The organism is Shewanella sp. SM21 (assembly GCF_025654335.1).
Taxonomy (GTDB): domain Bacteria; phylum Pseudomonadota; class Gammaproteobacteria; order Enterobacterales; family Shewanellaceae; genus Shewanella; species Shewanella oncorhynchi.
The window spans coordinates 221,887-238,256 of the sequence record NZ_JAKKRL010000005.1 but is presented as its reverse complement, the minus strand read 5'-3'; the positions used below and the strand labels follow the sequence as shown (position 1 = coordinate 238,256).

General features: G+C 48.7%; 12 protein-coding genes. All 12 read right to left on the bottom strand.

Translation table 11 applies throughout. The annotated features are described in order from the left end of the window. Nucleotides 1–256: 256 nt before the first annotated feature. On the bottom strand, nt 257–583 hold the full coding sequence (locus L5L94_RS08735; protein WP_263162584.1) for a DUF3325 domain-containing protein: 327 nt from the start codon (nt 581–583) through the stop codon (nt 257–259). Next, nucleotides 580–2,169, bottom strand: a complete 1,590-nt coding sequence (locus tag L5L94_RS08730; RefSeq protein WP_263162581.1) for a PepSY-associated TM helix domain-containing protein — start codon at nt 2,167–2,169, stop codon at nt 580–582. Before L5L94_RS08730 ends, L5L94_RS08735 begins: the two co-directional genes overlap by 4 nt. After that, nucleotides 2,166–2,534, bottom strand: coding sequence for a hypothetical protein (locus L5L94_RS08725; protein WP_173248398.1), 369 nt, complete (start codon nt 2,532–2,534; stop codon nt 2,166–2,168). The genes L5L94_RS08730 and L5L94_RS08725 overlap by 4 nt, the downstream gene beginning before the upstream one ends. Beyond that, nucleotides 2,527–5,694, bottom strand: coding sequence for an efflux RND transporter permease subunit (locus L5L94_RS08720; protein WP_263162577.1), 3,168 nt, complete (start codon nt 5,692–5,694; stop codon nt 2,527–2,529). The genes L5L94_RS08725 and L5L94_RS08720 overlap by 8 nt, the downstream gene beginning before the upstream one ends. A gap of 4 nt (nt 5,695–5,698) precedes the next feature. Next, on the bottom strand, nt 5,699–6,748 hold the full coding sequence (locus tag L5L94_RS08715) for an efflux RND transporter periplasmic adaptor subunit (RefSeq protein ID WP_263162575.1): 1,050 nt from the start codon (nt 6,746–6,748) through the stop codon (nt 5,699–5,701). Nucleotides 6,749–6,774: 26 nt separating this feature from the next. Further along, nucleotides 6,775–7,416, bottom strand: a complete 642-nt coding sequence (locus L5L94_RS08710) for a DUF4198 domain-containing protein (protein WP_263162574.1) — start codon at nt 7,414–7,416, stop codon at nt 6,775–6,777. 39 nt (nt 7,417–7,455) lie between these two features. Next, nucleotides 7,456–9,642, bottom strand: coding sequence for a TonB-dependent siderophore receptor (locus L5L94_RS08705; RefSeq protein ID WP_263162571.1), 2,187 nt, complete (start codon nt 9,640–9,642; stop codon nt 7,456–7,458). 402 nt (nt 9,643–10,044) lie between these two features. Further along, nucleotides 10,045–11,292 (bottom strand): glutamate-5-semialdehyde dehydrogenase, encoded by a 1,248-nt coding sequence (locus tag L5L94_RS08700; RefSeq protein WP_263162568.1) that lies wholly within the window; start codon nt 11,290–11,292, stop codon nt 10,045–10,047. A 48-nt stretch (nt 11,293–11,340) separates the two neighbouring features. Then, nucleotides 11,341–12,441 (bottom strand): glutamate 5-kinase, encoded by a 1,101-nt coding sequence (gene proB, locus L5L94_RS08695; RefSeq protein ID WP_105250714.1) that lies wholly within the window; start codon nt 12,439–12,441, stop codon nt 11,341–11,343. An 11-nt stretch (nt 12,442–12,452) separates the two neighbouring features. Next, a complete protein-coding gene (gene putP / locus L5L94_RS08690) occupies nt 12,453–13,949 on the bottom strand; it encodes a sodium/proline symporter PutP (protein ID WP_168826179.1) in 1,497 nt (498 codons plus the stop codon). A gap of 3 nt (nt 13,950–13,952) precedes the next feature. Beyond that, complete coding sequence (locus L5L94_RS08685) at nt 13,953–14,129, bottom strand: hypothetical protein (RefSeq protein ID WP_006079436.1); 177 nt, start codon at nt 14,127–14,129, stop codon at nt 13,953–13,955. 163 nt (nt 14,130–14,292) lie between these two features. Then, nucleotides 14,293–16,365, bottom strand: coding sequence for an FUSC family protein (locus L5L94_RS08680; protein WP_263162566.1), 2,073 nt, complete (start codon nt 16,363–16,365; stop codon nt 14,293–14,295). Nucleotides 16,366–16,370 lie beyond the last annotated feature (5 nt).

Below are 16,370 nucleotides of genomic sequence, written 5' to 3'. Positions count from 1 at the left end.
TTTGGTATTAATGTAACAATAGTAAGCTTCAAAAATATACAGAGATTAAGCACTCGCATGTAAGTGACCGTTGGCGGCATGGATGCCGCCGTCGAGCCCTCAGGGATGAGTTAATGGCGAGTCACTGGAATGTGGGTGCTTAATTAGCTATATCGTCACTCGATGTGTATATGGCTTTAAAAAAGAACTCATCTCACAATCCCTACTCTATGATTTTTATCAATTAGCCCCGCTCATAATCGATCTCATTCGGTATTTAATACAGCAAACCGAGCAAACACACTACGGTGCTGGCGGGTAATATGGGCTGTAGCCAACGCGGCTTGTAGCTGAGTAAAATTACTAGGATTATCGAACTCAAACACACCCAGCCGAGCAGTAATACGCTGGCGTACGCTGGGCCGTAATGACGACTGGCAAGCCAATAGCACAGGACGAGCGTTGCAGTACCAGCGGTGCGAAATCCGCGTGCCTGTGCATCGGTTAACGGGCGGTTACGCACGGCTCGGTGGTGGCTAAAATAAGATAAGGCCAACAGCCCCATGGCGATAAAACAGGTTAACAATTCGACTGTGGCTATCATGATTCAACTCCTAATTCTGCCGTCGCTTTGGTTACCCGTGTAGCCAGCACTTTTTTAGGGCTACGCAAGCGTTTGGCTGCCATGTAAAATAGCGCTGCAAGTGCGAGCATCATGAGATCAAATCCTGCGAGAACATAGGCTTGGCGCTGTAGATTGCTTATCAGCTGATACTGCGAAGTCATGGCATTGAGCAGGGGTAGCAGGCCATAAAGCAAGGCTGTGAGTAAAAAAAGTCGTTGCCATGTTTGTTTATCTCGTTTGAAGCAAGCGAGCAGTGCGACTAACGCCCAACTGATAAAGAAACAATGGATTTCCCAGTTCTCTCTATCTGCAAAGGTGACAGGTAAGAGTCGATTGGCATAAAAATAACAGGCTAGCGCAATGGGCAGGCCAGCAAAGGTGGCGAGATTTAACATGTTCACTAGCGTAAGCCCGCTATGATTCTTATCTTTTTTAAGCTGCTTTTGTGCCAGTTTATCGGCCCACATAATCGCGCCGCTGGCGATCATCACGCAGCCCGTTAATCCCGCCAGTAAATACAGTAAACGTAGGCCTTGGCCAGCAAAGCGACCACTGTGCAAGGCTATCATGGCACTTTGGGTTTGATTCGCTCCCGAAGTCACAGCCGACTGCGCCAACACAGCACCTGTCACAGTAGACAAGTGATACCAAGGCGCTTGCTGATTTAAGCTGTGCTCAGGGGCGATTTTGACTGTTACGCTGGCATTGCTGTCGTTGAGATTATCAAACTGCAAGCCTTCAAGTGGCGACTCACCCACGACACTGTGAATCGCACTGAGTAAACTCTGACTATCGAGCATAGTGGCTGGTGTGCCAGTGGCGGCGGGAGTTTGGTAAATGGGTTTCCATTGCGAATAAAAGGCTTGAGTTTCATCACCATATTGCGTGTTAAGTCCCCATGGCATATACATAAACATCAGGGTCACTAGGCCGGTATAAGTGATCATAAGATGAAAGGGCAATGCGAGAACTGAGCTGGCGACATGGGCATCTAACCAAGAGCGCGGGCCTTTTCCGGGGCGAAAACTAAAAAAATCCTTAAAAATACGTTTGTGGATCACTATCCCGCTGATGATGGCGACCAACATGAACATAGTGCAAAAGCCGACAATCCAACGCGCCGTGAGCACACTCATGTAGTACAAGTCGAAATGCAGTCGATAGAGAAAGTCGCCCCCTCGGCTTTCCCGTGCTTTAGGTAAGGCTTCACCTGTCGCAGGGTTAATAAAGCCTTGATGATAATCACCAAATCGCTGGCCTTCAGCGGCGGGATCGCTCCATGCATAGGTCAGTAATGGCATCCGTTGTGTGGGTAAGTAAATCCACCATGACTCAGCGTCAGGCGCTTGTTGTGCCAAGGACGTGAGGCCCTTAAGTATCAATTGTTGATTATCCGCATTGGCATCATATTGGCTGCCGTGGTTTTCGGGTTGCATCCACAGGTTGATTTCAGCACGGTAATAGGCCGCTGTTCCGGCGAAAAAAACCAGAAACAACACCCAGCAGGTGAGCAATCCAACCCAAGTGTGTAGCCAAGTCATTGAACGAAAAAAGGAGTCTTTCATAATCCACTCCCTTGAACACTTGTAACATCAAACGCTTTAGCGGCGAGGTAAGCTAAATACAGCAGACCGCTGAGCGCGAATAAATCCAGCCAGTATCGCCATGTTGATTTAACGCTGAACACCCAAATCACGGCGCAGGTGTACACAGTAAATGACAGCATCATGGCGGTTAACACCCGATCAACCTGAGATAACGGCAGGATTTGTGCGAGCAAAATAGTCGCTACTGCACTTAACAAATAGCCGCCAAAGGTCGCTGCGAGGCAGCGATTGCCTATGTGCAGGCTATCGTTCCAGATGGCTGACGTTTTCCAGCGCATCAGTCTTTGTGTTAACGGCGGAGTCATGTTGGTTTTTTCAGTCATGATGGTGTGCCACTTCTGCTGAATTTGTCTTGTGGGTGCGGGATAGCACAGAGATTAACAGGGCGGGTAAAAAGGTTAAGCTAAGTAGCGTTGCCACGATAAGACCTGCCAATACCACTATGCCAACGCCGCGGTAGAGTTCGCTTCCAGCACCGGGGAATAACACCAGCGGCAATAAGCCAAACAAGGTCGTCGCGGTAGACATTAGAATCGGTCGTAATCGACTGGCGACGGCAGATTTGACGGCTTCAACGACACCAAACTGACCCGATTGCAGGTTTTTACGGCTCTGTTCCACGATCAAAATCGGGTTGTTAACGACAGTGCCGAGTAGGATTAAAAACCCAAGCATAGTAATCATATCAAAGGGTTGGTGCCAACCTTGGCCGCCAAAATACGCAAATAAGCTGCCAGTATAATTAAGCGCTTGTAAGCCGACTAAACCGCCAGCAAGTCCTAGCGGGATAGTGATCAGCACAAATAACGGATAACCCCAGTGATTAAAAATCGCGACTAATAACAAGTAGATGATCAACACGGCGACCAGAAAATTGCTGGAGAGTGCCGCTTTCGTCGCTTCGAGCTGATCGGCTGCGCCCGAAATATCCAAACTGACATCTTTGCCGACAGCACCCTGTTGATAGAGGATGGGGACTAATTCTTCCCGCACCTTAGCCACAGCGGTTTCTAACGCAATGGAACGCGGCGGAATAATGTAAAGAGTCACGGTTCTGCGGCCATCGACGCGGCGTAAACTGTCGCTATCCATTTGCTCACTAATGTCGGCCAAGGCTTGCAGTGGCAGTACATTACCCTTAGGCGTGACTATCGGCGCGAGTGCCAATTGCGACAGACTCTGTTGATTGCCTGCCAGACTAAATAGAAAGATATCCACCTTGTTATCACTGAGGAAAAACTCGTCGACATAGGCGCCATCGCTCAGTGCCGAAACTGCATAGCCAAACTCGCTACCGCTAAAATCTTGTTCTACAAGACGTTGCCAGCGAGGGGAAATCTGCCACAGCGGTTGATCTAGCGACAAGGTCGATGGGTCTGAATACAGCTGTGGTTCGGCAAATACTTTTTCCGCCGCTTGATACGCCGCTTCGGCAGCGCGATAGAGACTGGCTTGATTTGGGCCAGAAATATCCAAGGCGACAGCGCGGGTGCCACCATCGTTGCTGGAAATAATGGAACCCCGCGATGAATAGGCGCGCATGCCCGGATATTGCTCAAACAAGGCGGTGAGTGAGCTCATCATGGCATCCATATCTTGGCTGCGAACGGGTTCGCTCATCACCCAAATACTGCCGACACCTACGCTGAGGGTATAGTATTTTAGCGGCGGAATTTTTTGCTCACCACGTTCAAAGGATGCCGCCTCGGCATTGACTCTCGCGGATAGCTGAGTCGTTAATTCTTCTGCAATTTTAGCCATTTCCGATAGGTTGTAACCCGGCGGTGCGACCATAGAAGTAAAGGCTTTTGGTTCTTCACCTTCGGGTAAATATTCGGCCGGAGGCATCAGCCAAGCCGCAAGCCCGATCGTCGAGACGAGTGACAGCACAATCACAAAGGTGCGGCGTCTTGCCGACAGTACAAGTTGGCTGACTAAGCTCAATATGCGTGATGCTTTGGGGGGCTCACTTTGGTTTGTCTGCGCCGAGTGCATCTTACCGAAACCAAAACGGGCAATTGCGGCGGGTACGATGAACACCGCGACCAGCATAGAAGCGATAATGGATGAAGCGATGGCAATCGCGATATCCGAGTACAGTTGCCCCGCTTCTTGTTTGATAAATAGAATGGGTACAAACACTAGCACTGTGGTGAGCGTCGAGGCTAATACTGCGGGCCAGACATCGTAGATACCACTTATGGCTGCTTCGAGACGCTCTAATCCGCGTCTGCGCGCTTGTTCAATACTTTCGAGCACCACAATGCTGTTATCGACCGTCATGCCGATGGCAAAGGCAACACCCGCCAGCGAAATGACATTAATGGTGCGATCAAACACCAGCAGCCCGACGAAGGCGGCTAAGGTACACAGCGGAATACCGATAACACCAATCAGGGTGGCTCGATTCGAGCGCAAGAAGAGATACATCACTAAGGTTGCCAGTAAGGCACCTAGACCTAAATTGACCCACACATTTGCAACTGAATCTTGCACATAGCGCACATCATCACTGAATAACTCTAACTGCATGGCGTGCTGGGCGAGTTGATTTTGATTGATCTGCGCTATCACGGGCATCATGGCATCTTTGATGGCGATAACGTTAGAACCGACATCCCGTTTGACCGCTAAGCTGAGGGTGCGTTCTTGTTCGGCAAAGGATAGTTCTCGGATCTCGGCGTGGTCGAGTTTTATCTCGGCAACGTCTTGCAGCAGAATATTCGTATTACCTTGGCGTTTTAAAATCAGTTGCTTAAGTTGATTTAAATCCTCAAAACGGCCAATTACCCGCAGTAAATAACGTTTTTTACCACTGTCGATATCGCCCGCAGAAGTGTCCTTGTTGCGATCTCGAATGGCTTGGCGCACGTCCATAATGCTGATGCCACGTTGGGCGAGTTTGGCGGGATCGAGCCGTATTTGAATTTGCCGTTCAGCGCCGCCTTGAATAGTGACGGAGGAAACGCCTTTGACGCGCTCCATTTGTGGGCGAATAAAGTCGTTAGCGAAATCGCGCATCATGTCTATGTCTAGATTCAGCGGGTTCCCCGCGACAGGCACGAGGCGGAAATACATGAAAGCGTTGTCTGAATATGAACTGCTGTAAAGCCTTGGTTGATCGACGTTTTCAGGGTAGGACGATACTTGGCTGAGCGCATTGCTAACACGAATAAGCGCGTCGCTTATCTCAGTGCTTTGGGGGAATTCGAGTTCTATCCATGCCGAACCCGTATCAGCCCAAGATGTCATGCGTTGTAAGTTGGGCAGGGTGCGCAGGTAGCGTTCCTGCTCAAGTAGAATTTCTTTTTCGACGTCTTGCGGTGTTGCCCCCGGCCAACCTGTGGCCACGCTGATGGTGCGCACATCTAAGTCGGGGATCATTTGGATTGGGATACGCAGTGCGGCAGCCGTGCCCAATACGCAAAATATCAAGACGATGACCGACAGTAAGGTGCCATGTTTAATTCCAAACTTCAGCATCTCACTAACCTCCTACTGCAGAGTTGAGTACAGAGACTGGCTGTTGGTCTTGTAGGCTTTCGTTACCGCGGATCACTACGGGCGCGTCTTTAGGTAATGGGCTAAGGATTTCAATCCCGATGGCACTCGTATGGCCCACTTGAACGGTATGCCGTTGGGCTATGTTGTTTTGCACGGTAAAAACACTGAACTGGCCGTCCGGGTGACGGACTAGCGCATCTTGCGGCACGACAACACTGTGTTGCGCCCGCTGTAAGTGGAAGGTCGCAGTGGCCGATGTGCCGGGCATCAAAAGTCCACTCGCATCAGGAATGGTTAAGCGCACCAAGAAGCTGCGAGCATTGTGGTCGCTCACGGGGACGAGTGCATTCACATGGCCGATAAACTGCTGTTCAGGCAGCATATCTGCGGCAATATCGACTTGAGTTGCAGTGGCTATGTTTTGGAACATTTCCTGTGGGACTTGAATATCGAGCCAGAGCTGTTCTTGGGATACTAAGGTGAAGATTTCAGTGCCGACATTGACCCATTCACCGGTTTCAGTTTGTTTGCTTGAAATCACTCCCGCAAACGGCGCGATCAGTTGGTGGCGGGCGACCACCTCTTTTTGGTGTGCTAATGCCGCCGTTAAACTCTGCAGATTAGCTTCGGCTTCGGTTAACGCCGCTTGACGAATCGCGCGCTCAGTTTCGGGAAATAATTGCTGAGAACTGAGTGTTTGCGCTTCGGTGAGGAGTCGCTGCTTTTCTGCCAGCATGGTCTTAGCGGCCATTACATCGGCCTGACGCTGTGCTAATTGGTGTATGGCTAAGGTGTCATCGAGTGCGAGCAAAGGCTGGCCAGCGGTAACGTTAGAGCCCGCATCGACCAGCACTTTGGCGACTAGGCCATCGGTACGTGCAGATAAGCGGGCTACCCGTGCGGATTTAATGGAGCCACTGAGTGGCAAAAGTTCATTGGTACTGCCTGTTTGGGGCAAGGCGACTCTTACAGGTGCTGTGCTTGCGTGGACTGCAGAACACAGCATGTATAAACCTATCATTAAATAACGCACGTTAACTCCATCTCATTATAAGATTATTACTGAGTGATAAAACTCGTGGTGGTGATGTGTAAAACGCTATCAACCTCGTTGCCTGCGAGTGTTTGTTTACCTTCTGTGGTGTGATTACTGACGAGTAAGTAGCGGCCCGCATCTGGGGTATCGAGGGCGAATTTACCTTGGGCATCGGTGGTGAAAGATTTACTCCAAAAACCGGGGCGATAAACTTGTACTGGATGATTCACCAGTGGTGCGCCTTTATAGCTAAGTACAAACTCGGGAGCGCCTGACTTTACTGGCGTAAATTCAAAATCTTGCAGCGGTTTTGTGTGTTCTTGTCCCGTGCGGGCATAGAGTATTGCGGCCTGCAATCCGGTCTCAGTTTTCCATGGTTGCCACGCGGTATCGGCATAGAAACTGATGTCACTCTTGCTATCTTGGGTTTTGACCAGTAAATGATCGGCCTGCGTTGTGGCGGTTAACGGTGTCTTGGCATTGGCGGCGAAAATACGCGCCGCGCTTAACGATGCTAACTCTTCTGCCGAAGCTTGCTCTGAACCCGGTTCGCCAAATTGCACTTTAACCGAACCATCGTTATTACGCTCAAGCCATACTTCATGTGCTTGAGCCGAAAAAGCGATACCGCCGAGTAAAGTGAGTATTACAAGTGCTTGTTTCATCAGATCATCCTTAATGTTATTTCGGGTTAGGGCTATGTTTTAGAGCGTCCAACGTAGTGACAGTGTGGCATTACGTGGCTCGCCAAAGTCGGCGTAACCCCAGAGTGAACGGTTGTAGTTCTTGTCGAAAATATTGTTAATGTTCAATTGCATAGAAATAGAAGGTGTGATTTGGTAGCCAAACATTAAGTCAACGAGTGAGTAGGCGGATTGTGTTTGGCGGTAAGCCACATTCGGCGCGCCATCGACACCCCAAATAGTGCCTTGATAGAAGGTGCTGCTCTGCCAGCGCCAGCTTGCACCTGCAGTAATGCCCGGCAGAATGTCTTCAAAGTTATATTTAGTGGTGAGTTTGAAGATATCTTCGGGCAGATAAGTTTGACGACGTAGGCCATCTTTATCTTCTGCATTGTTGTGGGTATAACCACCGCTGATATCCCATAAGTCGGTAAGACGTCCGGCTATTTCTAACTCATAGCCTTTGGTGGTAATCCCATCCACACTTTCGTAGATAGAGTCACCGGAAGGTAGCTGACCTTTACCTGCATACTCGGGTTCGTTGTCTTTATTGGTTTCGTAGATGGCGGCTGACATGTTTAGCGTGTCATCGAACAGCGCGACCTTGACGCCGCCTTCGACGTTTGTGCCTTCTGCAGGTTCGAGCAGTTGGCCATCTTCACCAAAATAGGTGCCAGGTTTGAAGATTTCAGTACGGCTAGCGTAGACAGCGATCTGCTCGGTCACATCGTAGACTAGGCCGTAGTAGGGGATGAAAATACCGGTTTTTTCCATGGTTGCATCTGTGCTGTTACCCACGAGATCATGCTTTTCGTAGGACCAGTTACTTACGCGTCCACCGACCATTAATTTCAGTGAATCCAACAGATTGACACGGACAGTGCCGTAAACACCCGATTGGCTTTGCTCATTGGTTTGGCCATTGGTGGGGGAATTAGGAATATTAGGCTTGGGGTAATTGCCTTGATCCGCCACGTTATAGCGACGTTGGGGGGCGGAGTTCGTGTTGATGTTGTCAAACTCGTTGTCACCATAGTTAAAACCGATCACCGCACTATGTTCACGGCCGAGTAAGTCGAAGTTACCCGTTGCATACAGGTTGAAACTGTTGGTATCGGATTCACGATCATGTTGGGCGGCATAAGTATCGCCCCAAGGGCCAACAAATTCGCCGGTTGATTTGACGATATAATCGCCTGGGTAAAAGGCCAATGCGTCTATGGTGGCGTTAGCAATACGATAGGCACTGACAAGTGACCAGTCGTTATCGAATCTATGTTTAAACTCGGCCATGAGACTTTTTTGGGTCACGTCCCAATGGGTCCAGTCCTGTGAGCTGGAATAACTGCGGCCGAAATCGACAGCTGTGCCATCGGTATAAAATGCGGGATTAGAGTTCCAGTTATACACGCCATCGGTTTGCGATTTTTGATAGTCCGCAAACAGTGAGAGGCTAGTATCTACGCCTAGACTCGTTTCAACCACGCCATAAAGCACTGTGGTATCGCGCTGATAGCGGTCGATAAAAGAATCGCCTTTCTTCACCGCACTGACGAATCGACCTTTCACATTGCCTGAATCCGTGAGCCAGCCAGAAACATCGGCCTCAAGTCTATAGGTATTCCATGAGCCATAACTCGCACTTGCCGTGGCGCGGGTGTCATCCGTTGGACGTTTACGAATAAAATTAACCGTGGCAGAAGGTTCACCTAAACCGCTTAAAATCCCTGCCGCCCCTTTTAATACTTCAACCCGTTCGGCAATCACGGGGTCTAAACCTTGATCAATTGAGCCGCTGTAAACATGGGATGAAGAGGTCGTGATTAAGCCGTCAATTTGGACACCGCTGTCGAGTGCATAACCGCGCACGAAAATCTGACTATTTTCAGAGGCATCGCCCACCATAGTGACGCCAGGAGTGTGATTTAACACTGACTCCATAGTGACCAAACCTTTGTCACTGATCATTTCTTCGGTAATCAAAGTGACGCTTTGTGGGGTTTCTTTGAGTGACATAGACAAACCCGTGGCGCTATTCATTGCCGCGCGGGTGTATGTTCCTACCACGTTCAATCTTTCTATCTGTTCTGTATCTTTTTTCTCATCTTGCTTAGGGTCAGTATTGGCTTGAACCGTCAGAGTAAGTGTGCTGAGAAGTACAGGGATCAATGGCGAGCGCCAAGACGTTAAAACAGATAGGGGAGGCATGGTATTTCAATCCTTTCAGGCGATTTCAGATTAAATGATGATTGGTGATCCTGAGTGCAAATAAAGCGTTTAGGTGCAAATGAGAATCGATCGCATGATAGGTTTGTTGAAAATAAATGCAATATGCTCAATGTGTAAATTGTTTAAGCTGGGTTGTAACTTATTGGCGAATAGCTTGTCAGCGAGCTGTGATAAGCCGTCGCAGTGGGATCTGCACTTTTAGCGCATGCCTTACTATAACTCGGTTTCAGGGCATCGACTTGGAACTCAGGCTGTTGTGGATAGGGTCAATTTAGCCAACAAAAAGGCCACAGTCGTTACCGACTGTGGCCTTTAATCTTTACAATTGAATCGAAATCCAACGGACTTGTTAAGCCTAAAAGTGTGATTTACAGCTTAGGTTTACGCCCGCACTTGGCCTGTGCCTGAGACTAAATACTTCTCAGCGGTCAAGGATTCGAGTCCCATTGGGCCATAGGCATGTAGCTTAGAGGTCGCGATGCCGATTTCTGCTCCAAGGCCGAGTTCGCTGCCGTCGGAGAAGCGCGAAGAGGCATTGACCATTACCACAGAAGCATCGACCGCACGTTGGAAGTGTGCGGCTGTGACTTCGTTTTCGGTGCAAATCACTTCGGTGTGCTGGCTACCAAAACGAGCAATATGTTGGATAGCATGGTCAAAGTGATCGACTTGGCGAATGGCAATTTCGAGATTTAAATACTCTTGGCCGAAATCGTCTTCTTCCATGTAAGTACAGTTTTCAAAATAACCACCGGCTTGAGTACAAGCATTGATTTTAACCTTATGCTCGGCCAGCGCTTTGGCTACCTTAGGCAGGAATTGCGAGGCAATTTCTTGGTGTACTAATAGGGCTTCGAGGGCATTACATACGCCAGTGCGCTGGGTTTTACCGTTGAGCAGTAAGTCCATAGCAATATCCAGATCGGCATCTTTATCGACGTATAAATGACACACGCCTTTAAAATGCTGGATCACTGGGATTTTACTGTTGTCAGTCACAAAGTTAATCAAGCCTTCGCCGCCGCGGGGAATGATCACATCGATATAATCTCGTTGCTGCAGCAGTTCTAGCATGAGGGCGCGATCTGGGTCGGGCACCACAGTGATTAACGCCTCGGGCAAGCCGTATTGTTTCAATACGCTTTGCAAAATAGTGGCGATAATTTTACTGCTGTGTAGCGCCTCTTTACCGCCGCGCAAAATCACGGCATTGCCGGATTTAAAGCACAGGGCACCCGCATCGGCGGTGACATTGGGGCGCGCTTCATAAATCATACAAACCACGCCCAATGGAACGCGCATCTTACTGATGGATAAACCATTAGGTCGTTGACCTATATAACGTTCGTTGCCAATGGGATCGGGTAAGGCGGCGATGGTTTCAATGCCTACCGCCATAGCTTCGATACGCTCTGGCGTTAGCGTTAATCGGTCGAGCATGGCAGGGCCGACGTTATCGGCGGTCGCTCTGTGTAAGTCGATTAAATTTGCGCTTTGGATTTCATAGGACTTTTCACGTAATGAGCGTGCCATATCGAGGAGTACAGTATTTTTAAGCTGTTCGTCAACTTGGGCGAGGATCAGAGCCGCTTTGGCAGCTTCTTGAGATAAATTTTTGATTAAAGTCATATTTACTCCGCTTAGATGTTTACTCGCTTAGTTTTATTCGGCTGATGCTTATTCGAGAATGGCGATGTTTTTCTCGGAAATAATCGGTCCAGTCTTTTGCTGAAATTCACTGGCAAACTCGCGATCGTCTTGGTCCGTAATAAAGCTAAGCAAACAACTGCTGTAATTGGATTTGGCCTTTGCCAATTTAGTGCCATCGTCTTTGCGTACTAAAATGGTGTCACCGACAGAAAAGTCCCCATTGATGGCAACGACATCGTCACTGGTCAATTGCTCGCTATGGATATCAAGGGCGATATTAAAGTCATTTTCAACAATGACTTCGCCTTGAGCCTGCGAGGTATGTGTCATCCAGTGCAAGTGATCCTGCATTGGCTTCTCATCGGGGGTAAATAAGGTTCCTGGGTTTTGGCCCTTCAACAATTGGTTGAATGAGTCGGCATCAAAACCATTAATAATAAAGGTTTCGATCCCGTGGGAAATCGCCTTCTTGGCGGCTTGTATCTTAGTCCGCATTCCCCCCGTACCGACGGCACTGCTAGCGCCGCCCGCCATGGCGTAGATCTCGGCATTAATCTCGGTAACCTGCTTGATAAGCTGTGCATCGGGATATTCATGGGGGTTTTGTGTGTAAAGCCCATTCACATCCGAACAGATAATCAGCGTATCGGCATCGGCCGCCGCGGCGACCATGGCCGAAAGATTATCGTTATCGCCAACTTTGAGCTTGTCGGCGGTGACGGCATCGTTCTCGTTGATGATAGGCAATAGCCCATGTTCGAGTAGGCTGAAAATTGTGTCTTTAATACTGATGTAACGATCTCGATTGCGTAAATCACCGTGGGTTAACAGTAGCTGTGCGGTTGGGAAATCAAATAACTTGTTCCATGTGGCCATCATATCGGCCTGGCCCGCTGCAGCCATGGCTTTCTTCACTGTGACGCTCGGTTTATCAACCTCGCCAAAGTGATGCCATCCTGCAGCGACTGAGCCCGAAGAGACCAAGACAACTTGGATCCCTTGGGCACGACAATAAGTAATAAATTGGGCAATGCCGAGTAAGTAGTGGCTGCTGCAACCTTGTTTGTGTGGAGCAATCAGGGCACTACCTACCTTAACGACAATGCGTTTCCAGGGTAAGTCAGTCATACCTGCGCGCCTCATCTGTCTTCGGCTAAAACACGGCCAGCCTTATGGAATAATTTAGTGGTTTTGGCACAGGGATCAGTATCGAGTAACGAGACTATCCAAATCACCACACTGCTCACGGCAAAGCCGGGGATCATCTCATACACCACTGTGGTTAAAGCTTTACCGTCAGCAAGTACAGGTGCATAAATCCAAAACAACACTGTAGCTGCGCCTGACACTATGCCGGCAATCGCGGCTTTGTGGGTTAGGTTAGCTTTATACAAGCTAAACAAGACTAACGGACCGAAGGCTGCACCGAATCCTGCCCATGCATTACTCACCAGTGATAGCACACTGCTAGAGCGGTCAAGCGCCAGTAGACTTGCGACAATTGCCACGCCAGCTACGCCAAAACGTCCCATTTTTACCATGTCTTTTTCGCTAGATTCTTTCTTCGAGATCACGCGATAAATATCTTCCGTTAGCGAGCTTGATGACACTAATAGTTGCGATGAAATGGTGCTCATGATCGCGGCCAGAATTGCGGCTAATAAGAAACCACTAATGATCGGATGGAACAACAACTCAGAAAACACAATAAAGATGGTTTCAGGATCGGTCAGCTTCATGCCAAATTTATTGGCGTAAGCGATACCGACAAGACCTGTTGCCAGTGCACCCACAATGGTCACTGTCATCCAGCCCATACCTATGTGTCTGGCGGTTTTAATGTCAGCGACTGAACGAATTGCCATAAAGCGCACAATAATATGCGGTTGGCCAAAGTAACCGAGTCCCCAAGATAAGCTTGAGATAAGCCCTAACATAGTGACGTTTTGCATGGCATCGGTGAAGTGTGGAATCGATTGATACGCAAAGTTCAGCATAGTGTCAGCGCTGGTAAACTCTTGATATGCCACCACAGGCACTAAGATTAAAGCGACAAACATGATACAGCCTTGGACAAAGTCAGTGAGGCTCACTGCTAAGAATCCGCCCAACAAGGTATAAGAAACCACTACGCCGAGGGTGACGACTAAACCTATGTCGTAGTTCAGGCCAAATGCTGACTCAAATAACTTACCGCCAGCCACTAAACCCGCTGAGGTATACAAGGTAAAGAAGATCACAATGATCACGGCCGAGATAATTCGGATACTGCTGTTGGCATTGCCGAAGCGTTTAGCAAAAAACTCCGGGATAGTAAGGGCGTTATCCGCGACTTCGGTATAGACCCTTAATTTGGGTGCAACGACCAAGTAATTAATTAGAGCACCAATCAATAGTCCAAGTGCGATGTAAATGGTTTCGAAACCAACCAAAAACATTGCGCCGGGAAGACCCATTAGCATCCAGCCACTCATGTCAGATGCACCCGCTGAGAGTGCGGTGACCTGTGGGCTCACCTTGCGGCCGCCAAGAATATAGCCGGATACATCGCTGGTGGATTTTTTATAGGCGAATAAGCCAATAGCAAGCATGGCGATAAAGTAAATCGCTAAGGAAACGTAAGCCAGGTAATTCATTGGTTATTTTTCTCCTAACGCTTTGTTATTTTGAATAATACTCGGTTTCAAAATGACAAAGAGATAGGTGCTTAATATTGCAAGTAAACACATAAACTGCATTGATTCCTTAGCGTGTAATCGGGTAAAGCTTGCTACTTGCGAGATGAGATTTTCCTCTGGTGGGTTCTCCGTAGACATAATTGCTCCTTGGTTGATAATTGAATTTATATCACCAATATAGTTAGTGATCTAATTATATTAAGGCATTTTATCGGCCAAATATCAAGCTTCTATTGGATTTAAATGGTTGTGGCGGCGGTACGAGAGTGGCTTTTGGGGCGGAAAATAGTTTGAGAACTGACTATTTTTCAGAGGTGTTTTTCTGCTCGGCGATACTGTGGGCGGTACGTTCGAAGGTTAAGGTGATGCGTTCAAACATCCCAGTAATCAGAGTGAATTGTTCGTGGGGTAACGGGCATTGCGCCAGCGCTTGTAATAAGGCTTCGCTGCTGGTGTTAAACTCTTCTGCGACTTGGCCGTGGGCGCAGGCGATAAATGCCTGACCTAAATTGTGTTGCCAGAGGTTGAGTGCATTTTCTAAGCCTAAGTCTGAGTGCGTATCTGAAATCCCCTGCAACATGCGCCGCATTCGAATCGACACATGGCCTAGATTAAGTGCAGTGAACACCAGATCGGTAAATATCCTCGAACTTTTGCCCGAGCCTTTTTCGTAACTGGCGATCCGCAGCAGTCGATCGCCCATGCGGGCGTTAAACCAAGGCTCAGGATCATCATGTTGCGCGATATGCACTAGATCTTTTTGGATAGATTGCAGCAGACGATATTGCATCAACCGCTGGCTAGGTTCGGTGATCAATTTAAACAACCAATACAGCACAGTGACGCCAACAAAAATCGCTAAGGCATTGCTGACAGTGTTTTCTATCGCAAATGAAATGGTATTACTGGGCTGTACTAATACCGCAAACGGCACGCAAATCCCGAGACCATAGGGTAAAGTCGGTCGATTCGCTAAAGCGAGTAGCCCAATAAAAAAGGGGCCTGCGAGCACTAAAATGAGGATTTCGAAATCGCCGCTACTCTCTGCCAGCAAAGGTAAAGCGTAAAACACTGTGAGGGGTACAGCGATAGTGATACCGACAAGAATACGGCGCAAAATCGTGGTTAGCATCGGCAGTGGCTGGCGCGCCATCATGATGGAAAAAACCACTGGCATCAGGATCATCATGAGTACCGCGCTCGATCCTGTGCCGATCCACAGCGAAGCCCCAATGACAAATACCGCCATGCTGCGTAGACCGGTCGTAAACCCTATCAGTGGATCTCGGTGAAATTCCATTGGCGGCGCGTTGAGTTGTACCGCAGAATTGCTTGTCAGTACGTTATAACTCTTGAGCACCATGATCAGATCGGCGCTGAACTCCATCGCAACTTTGAGTAAGCGAGTCTCTAATGGGGTTCGGTCGCGGTATTGCATCAGGTTTTGTTGGAGTTGATACCTTAAAGTACGCGCCATTTTGTAGCATTCTTGGTCATCAGTGGATTGCGCCATCAGGGTAAAACTGCTGCGCATATTGGCTAAGGTTTTTGCGAGCGGTTCGCTGACCAGATGGGAGTGATTACGTTGTAGTCGGCCAAATATTTGGATTGCCGCCAACAGCGAAAGGGTTTTATTGCAGAGAAAGTTTGCCGCATGGCTTTGTCCGCGTCCTTCTGGACCTTCATAAATCACCGCGCTGGAGTCGTCACTCAGCGCCGATACTGATTCCATAATAGTGTCGATATGTTCATGGCGGCTCGCATGTACGCCCTGTAAATCGAGTTCTAATGCAAGATAGTTAAGCGTTTGATTAATTGTGTTTTTAGCATGCAGTTGCAGGCCATGTTTTACCTTAGTCGGCCAAAGTAGCGAACTGACCAAGACGGCACAAATTGCGCCGACGATAATTTCGCTGATCCTCGCCTGCGCCACATCGAATATTTTTGCACTATCGGCTGTGCCTGGGCTCGCCATCACAATGAGCACTATCAAGCAGGCTGTCATGCCCGCCATAGCAAAGGCATAGACAAAGTTTTGCTGGCGCACCATGGCCGACAACCCAGAATTTAACCCTATCCAGCAGGCGAGTAATCCTAAGGCGAGTTCGGGATAGGGTGTAAACCCGTTGAGTATGGCAATCCCTGCAAGTGCGCCGACTAAGGTGCCGCCAATTTGGCATAAGCCCTTTTCGATCACGAGGCCACTTTCGGGGCGAATTTGCAAAAATACCGCTGACACCAGCGCCCAATATGGCCGTTCTAAATTTAAAAACATGGCCACATATAAGGCGAGCGCCATCGAGATCACGCCTTTAATCGCGAAGATGAGGGTTCGTCGGTCGGGAAAAAATAAACTCTTAAGTAATAGCGTCATAATGA

What these genes read in the sequence shown, in the direction of transcription:
- L5L94_RS08685 (WP_006079436.1), bottom strand. Translation starts at nt 14,129, where the DNA reads ATGTCTACGGAGAACCCACCAGAGGAAAATCTCATCTCGCAAGTAGCA.
- L5L94_RS08680 (WP_263162566.1), bottom strand. Translation starts at nt 16,365, where the DNA reads ATGACGCTATTACTTAAGAGTTTATTTTTTCCCGACCGACGAACCCTC.
- L5L94_RS08705 (WP_263162571.1), bottom strand. Translation starts at nt 9,642, where the DNA reads ATGCCTCCCCTATCTGTTTTAACGTCTTGGCGCTCGCCATTGATCCCT.
- L5L94_RS08730 (WP_263162581.1), bottom strand. Translation starts at nt 2,169, where the DNA reads ATGAAAGACTCCTTTTTTCGTTCAATGACTTGGCTACACACTTGGGTT.
- L5L94_RS08735 (WP_263162584.1), bottom strand. Translation starts at nt 583, where the DNA reads ATGATAGCCACAGTCGAATTGTTAACCTGTTTTATCGCCATGGGGCTG.
- L5L94_RS08720 (WP_263162577.1), bottom strand. Translation starts at nt 5,694, where the DNA reads ATGCTGAAGTTTGGAATTAAACATGGCACCTTACTGTCGGTCATCGTC.
- putP (WP_168826179.1), bottom strand. Translation starts at nt 13,949, where the DNA reads ATGAATTACCTGGCTTACGTTTCCTTAGCGATTTACTTTATCGCCATG.
- L5L94_RS08700 (WP_263162568.1), bottom strand. Translation starts at nt 11,292, where the DNA reads ATGACTTTAATCAAAAATTTATCTCAAGAAGCTGCCAAAGCGGCTCTG.
- L5L94_RS08710 (WP_263162574.1), bottom strand. Translation starts at nt 7,416, where the DNA reads ATGAAACAAGCACTTGTAATACTCACTTTACTCGGCGGTATCGCTTTT.
- L5L94_RS08725 (WP_173248398.1), bottom strand. Translation starts at nt 2,534, where the DNA reads ATGACTGAAAAAACCAACATGACTCCGCCGTTAACACAAAGACTGATG.
- proB (WP_105250714.1), bottom strand. Translation starts at nt 12,441, where the DNA reads ATGACTGACTTACCCTGGAAACGCATTGTCGTTAAGGTAGGTAGTGCC.